Source organism: Sinomonas sp. B1-1, from assembly GCF_050474465.1.
GTDB lineage: Bacteria > Actinomycetota > Actinomycetes > Actinomycetales > Micrococcaceae > Sinomonas > Sinomonas flava.
Map to the genome: position 1 here is coordinate 92,750 of NZ_JBCHVF010000005.1, position 16,025 is coordinate 108,774.

The window sequence follows — 16,025 nt, forward strand, 5'->3', positions numbered from 1 at the left end:
GGCCCCCTCGTCCCTTTCCTTGCACCGGAGGATCCCATGACTGACCACCCCAGCCTCGCCGCACCGCAGGCGAGCGCGACCGCGAGCGCCGAGCCGCCGCCGTCGTCCGCCGCCGAGCCGCACGCCGGCCAGCCCGCCGTGGACACGGCCCGCGCGGACGCGTTCGCCGCGGCCCACCCCGTCCGACCGATCCCCGCCGAGGGCCCCGTGGACACCCGGTCCATCTGCGACACGCCCAGCACCGCGGGCCCGGGCGGCCGCCTCGACGCGCTCTGGAAGGCCGTGGTGCCGTACACCAGGACGCGCGGGAACGACATCCACCTGCCCATCTCGGTCGCCTACGCCGAGCGGCTGTGCGACGCCTACCCGAGCGCGGACCGCGAGCTCGTGCTCGTCGCGACCCTCCTGCACGACACCGGCTGGGCCCGCGTCGACGAATCCCGGATCCTGTCCGAGGGCTTCACCGGCGACTGGCGCAAGGCCCAGATCCGCTACGAGCACGAGCACCAGGGCTGCCTCGTGGCCCAGGAGGTGCTGCCAGGTCTCGGGTACGCGGACGAGTTCGTCGAGCGGGTGACGGCGATCATCGACGGCCACGACACGCGGCACGTCGCCTACTCGCTCGAGGACGCGCTCGTGCGCGACGCCGACCGTGCCTGGCGCTTCGACCGGGCCGGGATCGCGCTGGCCTCCTCGTGGTTCGGCATGGACCCGGCCACGTATACGGACCGCCTTGCGGCCGAGATCGTGCCCGAGCTCATCACCGCCGCCGCCGTCGAGATGGCCGGGGCGGACCTTGCGCGCTCGAACGCGCTGCTCAAGACGGGAGTTCTCCGATGACCACGGTCCACACTGCCCAGGATGCGCACACCCAGGATGCCCGCGCCCGGCGCGCGGCGCTCGACCTGCCCTACACGCGCGTCGACGATATGTTCATCGACGGCGCGTACGTCCCCGCCCGCGGCACCGGCCGGAACCCCGTGACCGACCCCGCGACCGGCGAGGTGTGGGGCGAGGTCCCGGACGGGTCGGCCGAGGACGTCGACGCCGCAGTGGCCGCAGCGCGCCGGGCGTTCGACGCCGGCCCCTGGCCCCGCCTCTCCCCCTCCGAGCGCGCGGCGTACCTGACGCGGATCGCGGACGAGATCGAGGCCCGCACCGAGACCCTCGCCCTGACGAACACGCGCGAGAACGGCTCGCCCATCACGGAGACTCGTGGCGCGGCAGCGAACGCGGCGGGCATCTTCCGCTACTTTGCGACCCTCGCCGAGTACCTCGAGCGCGAGGACGTGCGGCCGTTCCCGTTCGCACCGGGCCAGGAGTCGGTGGTGCGGCGCGAGCCCGTGGGGGTGTGCGCGCTGATCGCGCCGTGGAACTTCCCGATCAACCTCGTGGTCATCAAGCTCGCCCCCGCGCTGCTGGCGGGGTGCACCGTGGTGATCAAGCCGGCCTCGCCCACGCCGCTGTCGATCCGGTTCATCGTCGACGCCGTCGCGGCCGCGGGCGTGCCGGCCGGCGTCGTGAACCTCGTGACCGGCTCGGGGCGCATGGGCGACCTGCTCGTGAAGCACCCGGGCGTGGACAAGGTCGCGTTCACGGGCTCGACGCCGGTGGGGCGGCGCATCGCGGCGGCCTGCGGGGAGCTGCTGCGGCCGGTCACCCTGGAACTGGGCGGCAAGTCCAGCGCGATCGTGCTGCCGGACGCGGACCTGGACGCGATGGCCAAGGTGCTCATCCGCTCCTCGATGCGCAACACGGGGCAGACCTGCTACATCTCCACGCGCATCCTCGCCCCGGCCTCCCGGTACGAAGAGGTCGTGGAGATGGCCCGGTCCGTCATCGCCGCGGCGCCGCAGGGCGACCCGCTCGACCCGTCCACGGTCTTCGGGCCCAGCGCCACAAAGTCGCAGTTCGAGACCGTCGTGGGCTACGTGGAGTCGGGCCTCGAGGAAGGCGCGCGGGCGACGGCGGGCGGCAGGGCGGCGTCGTTCGCCCAGGAGACCGGCCTCGAGGGCGGGTTCTTCGTGGAGCCGACCGTGTTCGCGGACGTCACCCCGTCCATGCGGGTGTCGCGGGAGGAGATCTTCGGGCCCGTCCTGACCATCCTGAAGTACGACGACTCGGCTCCCGATGGCGGCGTTGACGAGGCCGTGGCGCTGGCCAACAACACCGAGTTCGGCCTCGGCGGCCTCGTGTTCTCGTCCGACCCGGAGGCGGCCCTGGCCGTCGCCGACCGGGTGGACACGGGGTCTATCGGCATCAACTTCTTCGCCTCGAACCACTCCGCGCCCTTCGGCGGCCGGCACGATTCGGGGCTCGGGACCGAGTACGGCGTCGAGGGCCTGGGCGCGTACCTGACGTACAAGTCGATCCACCGGAAGGCGGTGTAGCGCGAGAGCCGGACCAGCGTACTCTGGAGATCACGCTGGTCCAGCGAGGGCCGTCTCAGGAGGCAGAGGTGATCATGGACGAGACAGCGGGCGGACCTGACCGCCGCATCGAACCGAACGTGGAGGTCGTCGCCCCTCCACAGCGGGCTGCAGCGCCCTCGAACGGGTCTGCGCCCGCGCCGGCGCCTCCCGCCGACGGCGCCGAGGTCGAGGGCCGCTCCGCCATAGCGCGGGCCCGCGAGGAGGAGCTGCTCGACCTCCTGCTCGACAGCCCCGACCTCTCGACCTTCCTCACCCGCGTCTCCCAGCGTGCGGCCGAGGCCCTCTCCGGCACCGGCGAGGTCTCCTGCAGCGTCACGCTGGACCGCGACGGCCGGCGGAGCACCGTGGCGAGCAGCGATGCGATGGCGGAGGCCATGGACGAGATCCAGTACGCGAGCGGCGAGGGCCCCTGCCAGGAGTCCGTGAGCACCGAGCGCACCGTCTACGTCCCCGACCTCCGCACCACGAAGCGCTACCCCCGCTACCGTGAGGCGGTCGACGGCGCACCCCTCCGTTCGGTGTTCGCCACCCCGATTCCGCTGCCGACCTCGGCCAAGGCCACCGCCGCGCTCAACAGCTACAGCACCGAGCCCGAGGGCTTCTCTGCCGAGCTCCGCTCCGAGGCGGAGGAACTCGCAGCCCTCGCGTCCCGGTCGGTGCAGCTGGCCATCCGCTGCGCCCAGGAGAGCGAGAGGGCCGCGGACCTCGCGGCGGCCCTCGAGTCGCGCACCACGATCAACCTCGCGGCCGGGGTGATCATGGCGCAGTCGAACTGCACCCCGGCGCAGGCCATCGAGGTCCTCAAGAGCGCCTCTATGCACCGCAACATGAAGCTGCGCGACGTCGCCTCTACGGTCCTGGCCAGATTCGGCGACGCGAATCCCGAGACCCACTTCAGCTGAGGCGCGTCTGGCTTCGGCACCGACGCGGCAGTGCTCGTGCATCTCGGAGTGCTGCGCACAATTCGTTTCCGCAGGACGAGCAGACACCACGACAAGGGCGTTCCCCGATGTCCGTCACTTGCCGCGGACCAGCGCACCTTCGTCGCATCGGTACTTTCGGGTGGATCGGTGGCCATTCGCTAGCATCTCGCCCTTGTCCCGGGCTTTGACCGCAGTCAGAGGTGTTGCATGCGTTCGGCGAGGGCGCGGGCGGCCTCACCGATTGCCCGGCATTCGCAACTTGTCCGCGAGCAGCTCATCAAAGCGTTTGGTGTTTGTCAGCACGGCGATCGTAATCGACATGGAATGTCCGCCACGGACGGCAACGGGCAGCGCCGCCGCGCTGATGCCCTTCACTGCCCGGGAGAGCGCATCGCCGCGCATGCGGTCATCCACCGAAGTCCCAGCAAAGGCTCCATTGGTGGGGCGGGCCTAACGGGAACAGGAACGCAACCGGCGGCCACCGACGGTTGATCGTCGATGGCGCCGTCGCGGGCTCGCCTTCGCCCAGCGCTGGCGGCCTATCCGGCTGACCCGAAGGGGTCCGGCACGGACTTCTGGCCGGCGTTGTTCCAGTAGTTCTGGGTGATCCAGCCGTATTCGGAGAGGTTCTGGAAGAACGGTTCGAGCATCGCGTTGGCCGACGGGCCCTTCCAGTCGGCCTGCAGTTCGCAGGCCAAGGCGAAGGTGGTGACGGGTTCGGCCCCGGCGTTCGCCATGCGCAGGGTGGCCGCTTGCGCTTCGTACTGATTCCACGCGCCGCAGGCGTCGATCACCGGGAACACCTTGTACCCGTCGTTGAGCAGGGACAGTGTCGGAAAGGCGCAGCACGTGCCGATGGTGACCCCGGCAATGATGACGTGGGTGCGGCCCGTACGGTCCACGATGTCGTCAAAGGCACGCCGGAAGGATGGGTCCTCATAGGCGTTGATGATGCCGGTGCGACGGTAGATCGGCTCCGTATCGAAGATTTCCTTTATTTCGGGAAGGGTGTCGCCGTTTTGCCACTGAGCGTTGGAGGAGCTGATCAGCACGGGGAGCTGCAGCGCCTTGGCTACCCGCGCCAGACCGACGACATTGCTCTTGATCTCCGCCGCCGAGCTGAAGTCACGCGTGCTAGCCAACAGTCCGATCTGGTGGTCAATGAGCAGGACAATGCTGTTCTCCGCCGTTGGCTTCTCATGGCCGAACCGGCCGGCCGCACGCGCATCTGCCGCCGGAACCTTGTTGGGAAGGGACGAATCGGTGATCGGGCTGACCACGTCGTCCGGGCGCCGTGGCGCTTCCTCGGTCATGACGTGCCTCTCTTCCTCACAGGACGGAACCCAGGAATAGCGGAAAGCCTGGCCTGAGCATAAATGCCGGCGTGCCGCCGGGACAAGGACACGGGTTGACTGATTGAAGCCTCCGCGCTGCGGTTGTCGGTGCCAAGCGCGGCGTGGTCGGCGTGCCCAAGAACGCCGCCGTCGCGTACGGCCCCGTGCCGGGCAGATCACACCGCAGGTACAGAGGTTCACACTCGACGATGCCCTCCAGGCCTACCACCGGCTCGAGGCCGGACAGGTAAACGGCAGGGCCGTCGTCGTGCCCCACTGCGCCTGAGTCTTGGGAAAGGTTCCATTGACAGGACTATCCCCAACGTGGGGGCTGTGGCATAAGACCAGCGCCAGCTGGGTGGAGGTCGCAGCCGAGTGGGCGCCCCACAGCGGACGTGCGCGCGGGTGCGCGCTGTGGTCGGGGAACATTTGCCCCTCGTCCCCCGTTGATTGAAGTATCAACTAAAGTCGATGAAAGGGAAATGGCATGACCACCTATCCAGTCCTCGAAGGAAAGACTGTCATCGTGACCGGCGCCGCGATGGGCATGGGCGAGGCGACCGCGCGGCTGTTCGCGGAAGCGAAGGCGAACGTGGTGCTCGCGGACTTCAACGTGGAGAAGGGCCAGGCCGTCACGGACGACATCGTGGCCAACGGCGGTTCTGCAGCGTTCGTGAAGGTGGACATCTCGAAGTCCGATCAGGTCAACGCCATGGTGGACTTCGCGGTGGAGAAGTACGGCCGGCTCGACGGCGCCGTCAACAACGCGGCGCTGACCCCGGACAACGGCTACTCCGCCGAGTTCGACGAGGCCTACTGGGACAGGCTCATGTCCGTGGACCTCAAGGGCACCGCCCTGTCCATGAAGTACGAGCTCCAGCAGCTCCTCAAGCAGGGCGACGGCGGATCGATCGTGAACATCTCCTCCGTCTCGGGCTTCCGCCCGCAGCCTGGCAACATCGCCTACGTCTCGGCCAAGCACGGCGTGGTCGGCATGACCAAGACCGCCGCGATGGAGTACGGGCCGAAGGGCATCCGCGTCAACTCCGTGGCCCCTGGAGCGATCGACACCCCGATGCTCCGCGGCGCGCTCGAGGAGTTCGGGCTGGACGAGGAGTCCTACGCCCCGCAGCTGTCCCTGCTGAACCGGTTCGGCCAGCCGACCGAAATCGCCCAGGCCTCGCTGTGGCTGATCTCCGACCTGTCCTCGTTCGTCACCGGCACCACGCTGCACGTCGACGCCGGCTACGTCGAGGGCCGCTGAGGCTCTCCCCCCCCCGCTCAGCGATCGGCGGCCTCGCACCAGCAGGTGCGGGGCCGCCCCCAGACCGGCCCCGGGGTCCCGTTATAAGAATTACCGAGCTGCCGCTGGAAGATCTCGTAGGTGCGGTCCATCGCGTGCTCGGGCAGGAGGCCCACGAGCGACGAGCGGCGGCCCGGGCGTAGCTGCGACCGTGCCCAGGACCCCGCCGATGCCGCCGCCCACACAAAGGACCGGACCGCCTTGGCCGACCTGCCAGCCCGGTCTTGTTTGCACGGTTCGATGATGCGGCTGGGCTGGAGCCATCCGAGAGACGCTCCAGCCGGTCTTGCACGCTGAGACGGCTAGGACCAGATGCACTCCTCGGCGATCGCGCCGTCCTTCCACTTCGCCACGGTGACCATGCGGCTGCCCCCCTCGAAATCGCCGATCACGCACGTCCATTCGCCGGAGCTGAAGCCGATTGGGTGGGAGGTGATCTGCGGCGGCGTTCCTCCGGCCGTCTCCACGTACGCCTTCATCGCGTCGATGTGCTCCTGCACGCCGTCGATCGGCGGCGCACCCTTCCAGTCCACGTGCACGTCATCGGTGTGGTGGTGGGCGGACACGCCGTGCCAACCGGCCTTGTTCCACCAGTCGAAGTAGAGATCATCCGTGCCCTTGAGGTTGTTCTGAACCTGATCGTCTGTCATGTTCCTGCCCATCCCGTGAGGACTGGGGGTCCAGCAGTGTCAGAGCCGGCAGGTGGGGTGGGTAAACCGTCGGGCCGTAACGGCACGACGATATGCCTGCCCCCGAGCCGTGCCACCCCCCGCGCACTGCTTGGCTCACAGCACGGATTCGTCTGGCAGCGGACTCTCAGGGCTCATCCCTGGGCGCTTGGGCCGGACTGGCCCCGGCGGATTGCGAATACCCAGGCGCGGGATCCGGACCTCACGCGAAACCGGCGCGGGATGCATCCGGCGCTGCATGGACACCGCCGCCCCCGCGGCCTACGCTCGCAGCGCCGACCGTCATGAGGGTCCATCGCCAGAACAGGGCAGAGCTCCGGCAGCGACTTCAGCCGGATCGTGAATCACGTGCTGGGGGCGCCGGTGGGTACGTTGCAGGGAACCGTCGTGGTGGCCGAGGATCTGACCGCATCGAGCGTCGAGGTCAGTGTCGAGACCGCCGCGATCAACACATTGAACCCGGTGCACGGCGACGACCTGCGCTCGGAGCATTACCTCGATGTGGCGCAGTACCCGGCCATGACGTTCCAGAGCACCGCCGTTGCCGAGTCGGCAGCCGGGGTATGGCACGATCCTTCGTGTGCCGTCTGGGGAGGTCCCATCTGCGCGGCTTCTCCTCCGAGCGGAGCGATGGTCTAGAGGCCCGGTGGGGTGCGCTTCCTCAGGAGCATGGCTGACTCCTGGAGACGGTCTTTGATTTGGATCAGCGACGCGATGTCGCTTCGATGTGCCGGCACCGAGGCGAGGAGTGCGATCCTGTCCCGCCAGCTCCTTCCCTCGAGGATGATGGCAACCCCGTTGAGCCCCTCCTCGATCTCCTGGAGGTTGAGGGCGTAGTCCTGGGACTTCAGGTCGTCCAGCTCACGCAGAAGCTGCGTGACGGAGGATGTCGTCCTGGGGGTGAATTGGGGGAGGCCCTCTTCCGGGTACAGGGCGCGGACCTGCTCTGGGATGAGTCTGGACAGCAGAAGCTTTCCAGCCGACAGTGCATAGGCGGGACGGAGATAGCCGATGCGGATCCCCGCCCGCAGCGGCTTCTCCGACTCGCGTCCGTCGAAGAGCAGGACTTGGGAGCCAAGCAGGGTCGCGACATGGACTGTCTCCCCTGTGCGGTACATCGCGTCATCGATGACGGGTCGGAGCCGCAACCGAGCTTCGATGTCCATTCCCCGGGGCCTCGCCATCTCTACCAGAGCGGGGCCGGGGAAGTACCCCCGGCCTGTCGGCCCGAGGGAGAGGATGCCCCTCGAGCGCAGGGTATTCAGAATGCGGTGGGCGCCCGACCTTGAGATGCCTAGGGCCGTGGCGACGCTTGTGACCGTCACCGTGTCGCGTGAGGTGAACATCAGCATGACTTGGATCCCGGCGTCGAGGGATTCGAGGGGGCGCGCTTGCGAAGTTCGGTCCTGCGGCATGGCAACGAGACTACTGGGTCGCCGGTCGCCCTATTCCCGATTGTCTCACCCACAGGTACAAAGGGCTGTCTGGCTCTCTAGTTACCTGAAAAGTGTCTTCCTGAGCGGCACAACTGCTGGTATTCCCTTCACGTACGGCGTCCTCGCGTGGCCTGCTTGATGCACAGCCAACTTGTAAGGAGCATCACATGGACCTGACCGGCCGCAGCTACATCGTCGTGGGAGGGGCATCCGGGATCGGCGCCGCCGTCGCATCTGCCATCGTCGCCAGGGGCGGCACGGTCGACGTGTTCGACCGGGTCGCACCTGAAGCGAGCGCGGAGGGCGTCATCGCCTACCGGGTGGATGTCCGGAACGAGGAGTCGGTGATTGCGGCCGTGGAGGCCGTCGTGCGTTCGCGTAGCCGGATCGACGGGCTCGTCTACGCGGCCGGCGTGCTCGACGGGTACGCCACGCTCGAGGAGATCAGCCCCGAGCTCATGGACACGGTTCTCGACGTCAACGCCGTCGGTGCGGTCCGGGTCCTCAAGGCCGCAGTCCCGCACATGAGGTCCCGCGGCTACGGCCGCATCGTGCTCTTCGGGTCCATAGCCGGCAGTGTGGCAGCGGCCGCTGGCATCGCCTACACGATGTCCAAGCACGCCGTCGAGGGCCTCATGAAGCATCTGGCCGTCGAGCTCGGGCCGGAGGGGATCACGGTCAACGCCGTGGCCCCGGGCTCCATCCAGGGCACGAAGATCCGGACCAACATCGCCGAGCTCGTCGGCGCTGGCGCCGTCGCCACCGATCGCGGCCTCGGGACCATGGGCCCTGAAGAGGCCGCCAAGCACTACCCCGTCGGACGCCTCGGGACCATCGACTCCGTGGTGCCCACGGTGCTGCACCTCCTCGACGAGTCGTCCTGGTTCATCAACGGCTCGTCCGTGACAATCGACGGCGGATTCACCAGCAAGTAGCCGGACAGACCGACTCCAACGCGAAAGACCCCCATGCTCACCACGACTCTTATCCCGTACTCGCACGAGCTTCCCTGGCCCGAGCACCTCCGCCCCTTCGAGACGGTGGACTTCGAGATCCAGAAGGACCCGTTCGCGCACTACGCCTGGATGCGCGAGCACGCCCCCGTCCTGCGGACCCAGACGCCGGCTCGCGACGTCTGGTTCATTTCACGGCATGACGACGTCCGGGCCGCGCTCCGGGCCCCGAAGGTCTTCTCCTCGGCCGTCGTGGATCCTGCTCCGCTTGTGTTCCTCACGCTGTTCGACCCGCCCGAGCACACGCGCCTGCGCCAGGTCGTCGCGTCGTCATTCACGCCCAAAGCCGTCGCCGCCTTCTCGGACCAGGTCCGCGGCTACGCCCACGGCTACCTCGATGAGCTGCTCGCGGCAGGAGGCGGCGACGTCGTCGAGGGTTTCGCGCTCCGCATCACCATGGCGACCATCAGCGGGCTGCTGGGCATCCCCGCCTCGGACTTCGACCAGATGAAGGCTTGGTCCGACGACATCTCGAGCTACTTCGGGCGCCTCGCCCGCCAGGCGCCCGGGTCGGAGGGCGACGAGGAGGGGGCCAAGGCGTTCTTCGCATACCTCCTGGACAACCTGGACCGGGCACGCCGCGATGACACCGACTCGGTCGGCGGCAACATCGCCCGACTCCTGACCGAAGGAGTTCTGACAGAGCAGGAGGCCAAGCACTTCTGCGCGTTCCTCTTCGTTGCGGGCCACGAGACCACGACGATCCTCCTCGCCAATGCGTTCCTGCGCTTCGCAGAGAGCCCAGAGCTCCTCGAGCGCATCCGTCGGAACCCGACCGACGCAGCCGCGTTCGTCGAGGAGATGGCCCGCCACAGCGGCACCATCCAGAGGATCAGCCGCATCACCACGAAGGACGTCGAGGTCGCGGGAGTGCAGATCCCCGCAGGGGAAATCGTCATCCTGCTGCCCGGCTCCGCGAACCGGGACGAGAGGAGATTCGCGGATGCCGACCGCTTCGACATCGACCGGGACACCAATGGCCACCTCGGGTTCGGCCACGGCATCCACAGCTGCCTCGGGCAGCACCTCGCGCGGCTGGAGGCCGGCATCGGCGTCGAGCTGATCACCCAGCGGCTGAGCCGGGTCGAACTGGATCCAGCGCACCCCATCGAGTTCGTCACGGGCGGCAACCTGGCCAACACCGGCCCCAGCAGGCTGGTCGCGAAGCTGACCGGGCGCACCGGGGAGGTAGCCCGATGAGCGCGGACCAGTCTCAGGTCGTCATCGTGGGGTCCGGCCACGCCGGAGTCCACACCGCAGCCAGCCTGCGCGCCGAGGGCTGGGCCGGGGGGATCACGCTCCTGGACGAGGAATCCCACGTGCCGTACGAGCGTCCCCCGCTGTCCAAGGAGGCGCTCAAGAAGCCGGCCGGCTTCGAGCCCCCACTGCTGCGCAAGGAGTCCTTCTACGGGGCGAAGGACATCCGGCGCATTCCGAATTCGAGGGCCGGACGCCTCGACCGCGACAGGCAGGAGGTCGTCACAACCGACGGGCAGACCTTCCCCTACCACCGGCTCGTCCTCGCCACGGGTGCACGGGCACGGCCGCTCGCCATCCCGGGAAACGCCCTGAGCGGCGTCCACTACCTGAGGCGGCGCGACGAGGCGCTTGCCCTCAAGGAGGCCCTCGCGCCGGGCAGACGGGTCGTCATCGTGGGCGCGGGCTACATCGGGATGGAGGTGGCGGCAGCCGCGAGTGCGCTCGGCTGCGACGTGACGGTCATCGAGTTCGCGGCCCGCGCCATGAGCCGCGTGACCTCCTCGGTGGTCTCGGAGCACTTCCGGCGCCTCCACGAGGCGCAGGGCGTACGGTTCGTCTTCGGCGCGGCGGTTGCCCGCATCGAGGGCGAGAAGGCCGCGACGGCCGTGGTGACGGCCGACGGTGCGGCGTACCCGGCCGACGTCGTCGTGGTCGGGGTCGGGATCATCCCGAACGACCAGCTCGCCGCGGACGCAGGGCTGGACTGCCTAGACGGCATCCTCGTGGACGCAGACGGGCGCACCAGCGATCCGCACATCTACGCGGCAGGAGACGTCGCGCGGGCGCGCCGTGCGGACGGCGCCCCAGGGCTGCGGCTCGAGTGCATCCAGAGTGCCGTGGCCCAGGGGAGCGTCGTCGCGGCGAGCATCGCGGGTGCCGTGAAGGACGGCGGGGAGGTCCCCTGGTTCTGGACGGTCCAGCACGACGTGCGCCTCCAGACGGCCGGTCTGTGGCATCCCGACGACGACGTCGTCGTCCGGGGTGCGGGCGGCGACGGTTTCAGCGTCCTGTACCTGCGCCAGGGCCGTCTGGCCGCCGTCGACACCGTCAATGCGCTGCAGGACTTCGTTCCCGCGAAGAAGCTCATCGCCGCGGGCAGCATGATCGACCGAGCCGCTGCGACCGATCCTTCCACCAAGCTCACCCTTGCCACCCTCTGAACCGGAAAGGCCGATCATGAACGCCCAGATCACCGTCGTCGACCGCGAAGGCCGTCAGCACTCGGTCCCGTGGGAACCCGACCAGTCGCTCATGGAAGCGCTGCGGGACAACGACATGCCGGTCCTCGCCTCGTGCGGCGGGTGCTGCTCGTGCGCCACGTGCCACGTGTTCCTCCCGGACGACGTCATGGAGACCCTCGGCGAGCGGGACGGTGAGGAGCTCGAATTGCTCGCCGAGACCGAGGCCTTCCGGCCGGGGGCCTCCCGGCTCGCCTGCCAGGTGCACTTCGCCGCGGCCCTTGCCGGGACGACCGTGACCTTGGCCCCGGAAGAGTAGGGGGCCGCATGGGTACCGCCGGCGCGTCAGCGAGGCGAGATGGCGTCCTCGAGCCTGAGGAGGAAGGCATCGCCCCCGCCGGCCTGCTGGCCCTTGCGCTTCTTGGCCTGAGCTGAGGGCTTAATGGGGGAATGCAGGAGGGCCGCGCGTTCGGCGGCGTCGATGTCGCCGTCGATGACGGCCCGGGCGAGATCCTCGTGCACCTGCAGGATCTTCTCGCTCACCGTGGGGCCGAGGGAGTACCGCTGGACTGAGGCCTGGAGCGTGTCGAGGATCCCGCAGTACATGTCGGTCAGCACCGCGTTGCCGCCGGCGCGGGCGATGGCGCGGTCCACATCCCACGCCGCGACCAGCACATCCCGCGCCCCGCGGGCGGCCCGCAGCTGCTGCACCGCCGCTTCGATCTCCGCAGCGGCGGCCCCCGTCCGGTCGGCAGCCGCCCGTGCTGCCATCATGCCCTGGAGTGCGTCCTGAACCTGCATGCAGTCGTCGACGGTCAGGGGATCCTCCTGCGCCGCAAGCAGAGTGCGGCGCATCTGGAACCGCTGCGACCTGTCCGCCACGAAGATCCCCCCGCGCGGGCCAGGCATCATGTCGATGTAGCCGCGGGCGCGCAGCAGGCGCAGTGCCTCGTTGAGCGTGCCAGCGGCCACCGTGTGCTTCTTCTGGAGCGCAGCCTTGGTTCCCAGAGGAGTCCCCGCATCCAGGTCCTCGGCATCGATCACTGACTGGATCTGCTCTGCAAGGCGTTCTGCCTTGGACTCTGCGACCACTCTGGGGCTCCTCGCCTTGGGGATCTCTCAACTATAGGAAACCCGCGGGAACGGGGCTGGCGGCTCACGGGCCAACCTCGGGCGTGATGGGGTTCACAGTTATCAGAATATTGATTATTATCATTGCATGGAAAGGACGAACATGACCGCAGTAGCAGGCCTCCCCTGGGGGCTCGATGATGTCGTCGAACCCTTGGCCAATGCCGACAGGGCGGCGCTGATCGAGAGCAGCCAGCTGTTCGTCGGCGTCAAGGAGTTCGCCCCCGGCGAGGTGTTCGCCAACCACTACCACGAGGGCTATGACGAGTTCTTCGCGGGGCTCTCGGGGTCCCTCACCCTGTGGACCGGCCGCGCCCAGCGCGTGGAACTGACCGAGGGCACCTCACTGCTGTGCCGGCGGGGGATCCACCACTACATCGTCAACGAGACCGGGGAGCCGGCACGCGTCCTCTTCGCCAAGGTCCCGCTCATCACCGACGACACGACCTGGGTCGACTGGTCGCCCCAATCCCTGCCCTCCCAGGGCTGACACGCCCTGCCTAGACCGAAGGACACCCCATGCTGGATACCAAGGCGCAGGCGCCCGTGCCGGGCCGCATCTTCCCCCAGGAGCGCAACGGCCGACGCGTCGTCGTCCTCGACTCGGCAACCCACTCCCACCGCCACGCGGCCTCCGCCGAGGCTGCCCCGGGGTCCGAGATCATCATCAATGCCTCATACGCCGGCGTGTACTGCGCCAGGCTGCTGCAGGAGGCAGCACCGGTCGCCGTCATCGGACTGGACTGCGGCATCGGCAAGGACGGGGCCGGCATCGCGGGACTGTGGTACTTCGATGCCCTGGCAACCCCTGCGGCCGCCGCGGACATCTCGACCCTCGAGCACGGCAATGGCGCCGACCTGTACGAGAACGGCGTGATCTCCAGGGTCAACGACCACGCCCGGGCTCTGGGCGTCACGCCGGGCACCAGCGTCCGGGACGCCGCAGCACTGCTCCTCGACGCCCCCGCCGCCGGGGTCAGCATCGACCCGGCCAACCGCGAGGTGGTGGCACACGGGCCCGCGGGCCACGACGTGGTGTGCACCAATTCCATCGCGGACGCCCTACCAGAGGACCGCGACACGAACGTCCTGTGCACCGCCGGACACACGGGACGCTCCGTCGTGGACTACATCCTGTCGTTCCGGCCCTACGGGTTCATCTGCTCCGACGGCGCCATGGGGCGGGAGGGTTCGGGCATCGCAGCACTCGCCCCCGCCAACGAGGCCGGGATACCTGGGGCCGCAGTCTCCGCCGCGACGGCGCGCATGGGAGACGGGCATTCCACCTACTACGACGGCCTCATCAGCGCCGTCAACGATCTCGCCGCCGAGGCCGGCGTCCACGTCGGCCAGACCGCCGTCGAAGCTGCCCGGCTCCTCGCGGCACGCTGACCTGCAGCAGGCGGCTACCAGAATCCCCCACCGTCAGAGAGTCACCATCCCGCCGTGCCACACGGCAGGAGCAATGAAAGGAAGAACAGACATGACCACCACGAACAGCGAGCTGCGCATCGACGTCAGGCCCCAGGTCACCCGCGCTGGCGAAGAGGACACGCATACCGCATCCTCGGGCGGCTGCATCAGAGTCTCGGGCGTCGGTCCCCAGCACACGGCGGCCACGAGAATCTGGTTCGGCCGCGTCACCAACGAACCGGGCTACCGCTCGCTCCCGCACCACCACGGCGAGGCGGAGACCGGCGGGTACGTCCTCCGCGGACACGGCCGCATCTACTTCGGGCAGGACTACGGCGAATACGTCGACATGTCCGAGGGCGACTTCGTCTTCGTTCCCCCCTTCATGCCGCACGTGGAGGTGAACATGAGCGTTACCGAGGAGCTCGTGTGGCTCACGGCCCGCACCCCTGAGAACATTGTCGTCAACCTCGACGACGTTGACGACGCCACCCTTGCCGGCTACCGCCGCGCCTGACCTCCCCCCACCCCCGACCAACAAGGATGCGTGACTGCAATGGCGCAGATGCAACGACCGTTCGATGACCCCATCATGGAGCGCCAGGTCTTCCGGAAGATGGCCATCCGGCTGCTTCCGATCCTCATGCTCGGCATGTTCATCTCCTACGTCGACCGGGCCAACCTGGGCGTGCTTGCCAAGCCGATGTCGCTCGACCTCGGGCTCACAGCGGCGGCCTTCGGGCTTGCAGCAGGCCTCTTCTACATCGGCTATCTCGTCTTCGAGATCCCTTCCAACATGATGCTCGTCAAGGTCGGCGCACGACTGTGGATCGCGCGCATCATGGTGACCTGGGGCATCGTGACGATGCTGATGTCGCTGATCCAGAACGAGTTCACGCTCCACATCATGCGGATCCTCCTGGGCGTGGCCGAAGCAGGCTTCTCCCCCGGCGTCTACCTCTTCCTGGCCTTCTGGTGCCCTCCGAGGATGCTGGTCAGGGCGTACTCCCTCGTCCAGGTCTCGATCCCGATCGCACTCGCCATAGCCTCCGCCCTCACCTCCTCCCTCCTCCTCATGGACGGCGTGCTCGGCCTGGCCGGATGGCGCTGGACCTTCCTCATCGAGGGAATCCCCGCCATCCTCCTGGCCGCTTACATCTTCTTCGCCCTCCCGGACCGGCCGGGCAAGGCAAAGTGGCTGACCATGGAGGAGAAGGACTACCTGGCGCGTTCGGTCGTCCAGCCCTCGGCCAGCGCGAAGCAGGAGCTGAAGCACCTCCCCCAGGCATTCAGGCGCTTCTCAGCCTGGGCCTTCTCCCTGACCTACTTCTGCATGACGATCGGGTTCTGGGCCATCACGTACTTCCTGCCGACGATCGTCCAGGAACGCTTCAAGGTCGGGGCCGTGGAATCCGGCTTCATCTCAGGGATCCCCTGGATCATCTCGGCCGTGGCCGTCATCCTCGTCGGCCGCAGCGTGGCGCGGACGGGCGAACGCACCTGGCACATGGTCGGGGCCATGGTCGTCGCAGCGAGCGGCCTCTTCACCGCCTCGCTCACGGACAACGCGGTGTGGGCCCTCGTGGGCATCACCCTTGCCGCCGCAGGGTTCAATGCCGTGATCCCAACCTTCTGGACCATGCCGGCCCAGGTCTACATCGGCGGGCTCGCGGCGGTCTCGATCGCAATGATCAACTCCCTCGGCAACCTCAGCGGGCTCGCCGGTCCCGTCGTCCTGGGCTTCCTGAAGGACGCGACCGGCAACACCCGGGTCGGGCTCATGATCATGGCATGCTTCTTCGTCGCCGCGGCGGCCCTGAACTTCGCGCTCAGCCGGTACAGCGACCGCCACGCAGCGAAGGCCAAGGACTCTTCCGGAGACCTCGAGGCCAGCCATGTCTAGAAGCGGGGAG

The 16,025-nt window shown here is 68.3% G+C and carries 18 protein-coding genes; 13 read left to right on the plus strand and 5 right to left on the minus strand.

The features are described 5' to 3' along the window. Nucleotides 1-36: 36 nt before the first annotated feature. The 3 genes from ACQ5BE_RS10030 (at nucleotide 37) to ACQ5BE_RS10040 (ending at nucleotide 3,334) form a co-directional block, all read left to right on the plus strand. Nucleotides 37-840, plus strand: coding sequence for an HD domain-containing protein (locus ACQ5BE_RS10030; protein WP_430296891.1), 804 nt, complete (start codon nucleotides 37-39; stop codon nucleotides 838-840). Beyond that, nucleotides 837-2,390 (plus strand): aldehyde dehydrogenase family protein, encoded by a 1,554-nt coding sequence (locus ACQ5BE_RS10035; RefSeq protein ID WP_430296892.1) that lies wholly within the window; start codon nucleotides 837-839, stop codon nucleotides 2,388-2,390. Before ACQ5BE_RS10030 ends, ACQ5BE_RS10035 begins: the two co-directional genes overlap by 4 nt. Nucleotides 2,391-2,464: 74 nt before the next feature. After that, nucleotides 2,465-3,334 carry a GAF and ANTAR domain-containing protein gene (locus ACQ5BE_RS10040; protein WP_430296893.1) on the plus strand — a complete coding sequence of 290 codons (870 nt, stop codon included), beginning with the start codon at nucleotides 2,465-2,467 and terminating at the stop codon, nucleotides 3,332-3,334. A 255-nt stretch (nucleotides 3,335-3,589) separates the two neighbouring features. On the opposite strand, the gene ACQ5BE_RS10045 is transcribed toward ACQ5BE_RS10040, so the two are convergent. Together ACQ5BE_RS10045 and ACQ5BE_RS10050 are read right to left on the minus strand one after the other, a co-directional pair. Beyond that, nucleotides 3,590-3,757, minus strand: coding sequence for a hypothetical protein (locus ACQ5BE_RS10045; RefSeq protein WP_430296894.1), 168 nt, complete (start codon nucleotides 3,755-3,757; stop codon nucleotides 3,590-3,592). Nucleotides 3,758-3,894: 137 nt separating this feature from the next. Then, entirely contained in the window at nucleotides 3,895-4,668 is a 774-nt protein-coding gene (locus tag ACQ5BE_RS10050; RefSeq protein WP_430296895.1) for an isochorismatase family protein, read from the minus strand. A gap of 508 nt (nucleotides 4,669-5,176) precedes the next feature. On the opposite strand from ACQ5BE_RS10050, the gene ACQ5BE_RS10055 reads away from it, so the two are divergent. Next, entirely contained in the window at nucleotides 5,177-5,953 is a 777-nt protein-coding gene (locus tag ACQ5BE_RS10055; RefSeq protein WP_430296896.1) for an SDR family NAD(P)-dependent oxidoreductase, read from the plus strand. A gap of 341 nt (nucleotides 5,954-6,294) precedes the next feature. Here the strand turns inward: ACQ5BE_RS10055 and ACQ5BE_RS10060 are convergent, their stop codons facing one another. Continuing rightward, nucleotides 6,295-6,642: a hypothetical protein gene (locus ACQ5BE_RS10060; RefSeq protein WP_430296897.1), complete on the minus strand. Its 348-nt coding sequence runs from the start codon at nucleotides 6,640-6,642 to the stop codon at nucleotides 6,295-6,297. Between the two features lie 378 nt (nucleotides 6,643-7,020). On the opposite strand from ACQ5BE_RS10060, the gene ACQ5BE_RS10065 reads away from it, so the two are divergent. After that, on the plus strand, nucleotides 7,021-7,320 hold the full coding sequence (locus ACQ5BE_RS10065; protein ID WP_430296898.1) for a YceI family protein: 300 nt from the start codon (nucleotides 7,021-7,023) through the stop codon (nucleotides 7,318-7,320). On the opposite strand, the gene ACQ5BE_RS10070 is transcribed toward ACQ5BE_RS10065, so the two are convergent. After that, on the minus strand, nucleotides 7,317-8,096 hold the full coding sequence (locus ACQ5BE_RS10070; protein ID WP_430296899.1) for an IclR family transcriptional regulator: 780 nt from the start codon (nucleotides 8,094-8,096) through the stop codon (nucleotides 7,317-7,319). The two genes, ACQ5BE_RS10065 and ACQ5BE_RS10070, sit on opposite strands and share 4 nt — an antisense overlap. 188 nt (nucleotides 8,097-8,284) lie before the next feature. Here ACQ5BE_RS10070 and ACQ5BE_RS10075 point away from each other — a divergent pair, with 188 nt between their 5' ends. The 4 genes from ACQ5BE_RS10075 to ACQ5BE_RS10090 are packed head-to-tail and all read left to right on the plus strand — an operon-like array spanning nucleotide 8,285 to nucleotide 11,887. Beyond that, nucleotides 8,285-9,052 (plus strand): SDR family NAD(P)-dependent oxidoreductase, encoded by a 768-nt coding sequence (locus ACQ5BE_RS10075; RefSeq protein WP_430296900.1) that lies wholly within the window; start codon nucleotides 8,285-8,287, stop codon nucleotides 9,050-9,052. 33 nt (nucleotides 9,053-9,085) lie between these two features. Beyond that, nucleotides 9,086-10,330, plus strand: coding sequence for a cytochrome P450 (locus tag ACQ5BE_RS10080; RefSeq protein ID WP_430296901.1), 1,245 nt, complete (start codon nucleotides 9,086-9,088; stop codon nucleotides 10,328-10,330). Further along, complete coding sequence (locus tag ACQ5BE_RS10085; protein ID WP_430296902.1) at nucleotides 10,327-11,550, plus strand: NAD(P)/FAD-dependent oxidoreductase; 1,224 nt, start codon at nucleotides 10,327-10,329, stop codon at nucleotides 11,548-11,550. Before ACQ5BE_RS10080 ends, ACQ5BE_RS10085 begins: the two co-directional genes overlap by 4 nt. 16 nt (nucleotides 11,551-11,566) lie before the next feature. Continuing rightward, nucleotides 11,567-11,887 (plus strand): 2Fe-2S iron-sulfur cluster-binding protein, encoded by a 321-nt coding sequence (locus tag ACQ5BE_RS10090; RefSeq protein WP_430296903.1) that lies wholly within the window; start codon nucleotides 11,567-11,569, stop codon nucleotides 11,885-11,887. A gap of 26 nt (nucleotides 11,888-11,913) precedes the next feature. Here ACQ5BE_RS10090 and ACQ5BE_RS10095 read toward each other — a convergent pair whose 3' ends face one another. After that, nucleotides 11,914-12,660, minus strand: coding sequence for a FadR/GntR family transcriptional regulator (locus ACQ5BE_RS10095; RefSeq protein ID WP_430296904.1), 747 nt, complete (start codon nucleotides 12,658-12,660; stop codon nucleotides 11,914-11,916). 142 nt (nucleotides 12,661-12,802) lie between these two features. Between ACQ5BE_RS10095 and ACQ5BE_RS10100 the strand changes: the two genes are divergently transcribed. The 4 genes from ACQ5BE_RS10100 (at nucleotide 12,803) to ACQ5BE_RS10115 (ending at nucleotide 16,015) form a co-directional block, all read left to right on the plus strand. Then, entirely contained in the window at nucleotides 12,803-13,189 is a 387-nt protein-coding gene (locus ACQ5BE_RS10100) for a cupin domain-containing protein (protein ID WP_430296905.1), read from the plus strand. A gap of 29 nt (nucleotides 13,190-13,218) precedes the next feature. After that, nucleotides 13,219-14,091, plus strand: a complete 873-nt coding sequence (locus ACQ5BE_RS10105; RefSeq protein ID WP_430296906.1) for a hypothetical protein — start codon at nucleotides 13,219-13,221, stop codon at nucleotides 14,089-14,091. Between the two features lie 91 nt (nucleotides 14,092-14,182). Continuing rightward, nucleotides 14,183-14,629 (plus strand): cupin domain-containing protein, encoded by a 447-nt coding sequence (locus ACQ5BE_RS10110; protein WP_430296907.1) that lies wholly within the window; start codon nucleotides 14,183-14,185, stop codon nucleotides 14,627-14,629. Nucleotides 14,630-14,668: 39 nt separating this feature from the next. Then, nucleotides 14,669-16,015 carry an MFS transporter gene (locus tag ACQ5BE_RS10115; RefSeq protein WP_430296908.1) on the plus strand — a complete coding sequence of 449 codons (1,347 nt, stop codon included), beginning with the start codon at nucleotides 14,669-14,671 and terminating at the stop codon, nucleotides 16,013-16,015. The last annotated feature ends 10 nt before the right edge of the window (nucleotides 16,016-16,025 follow it).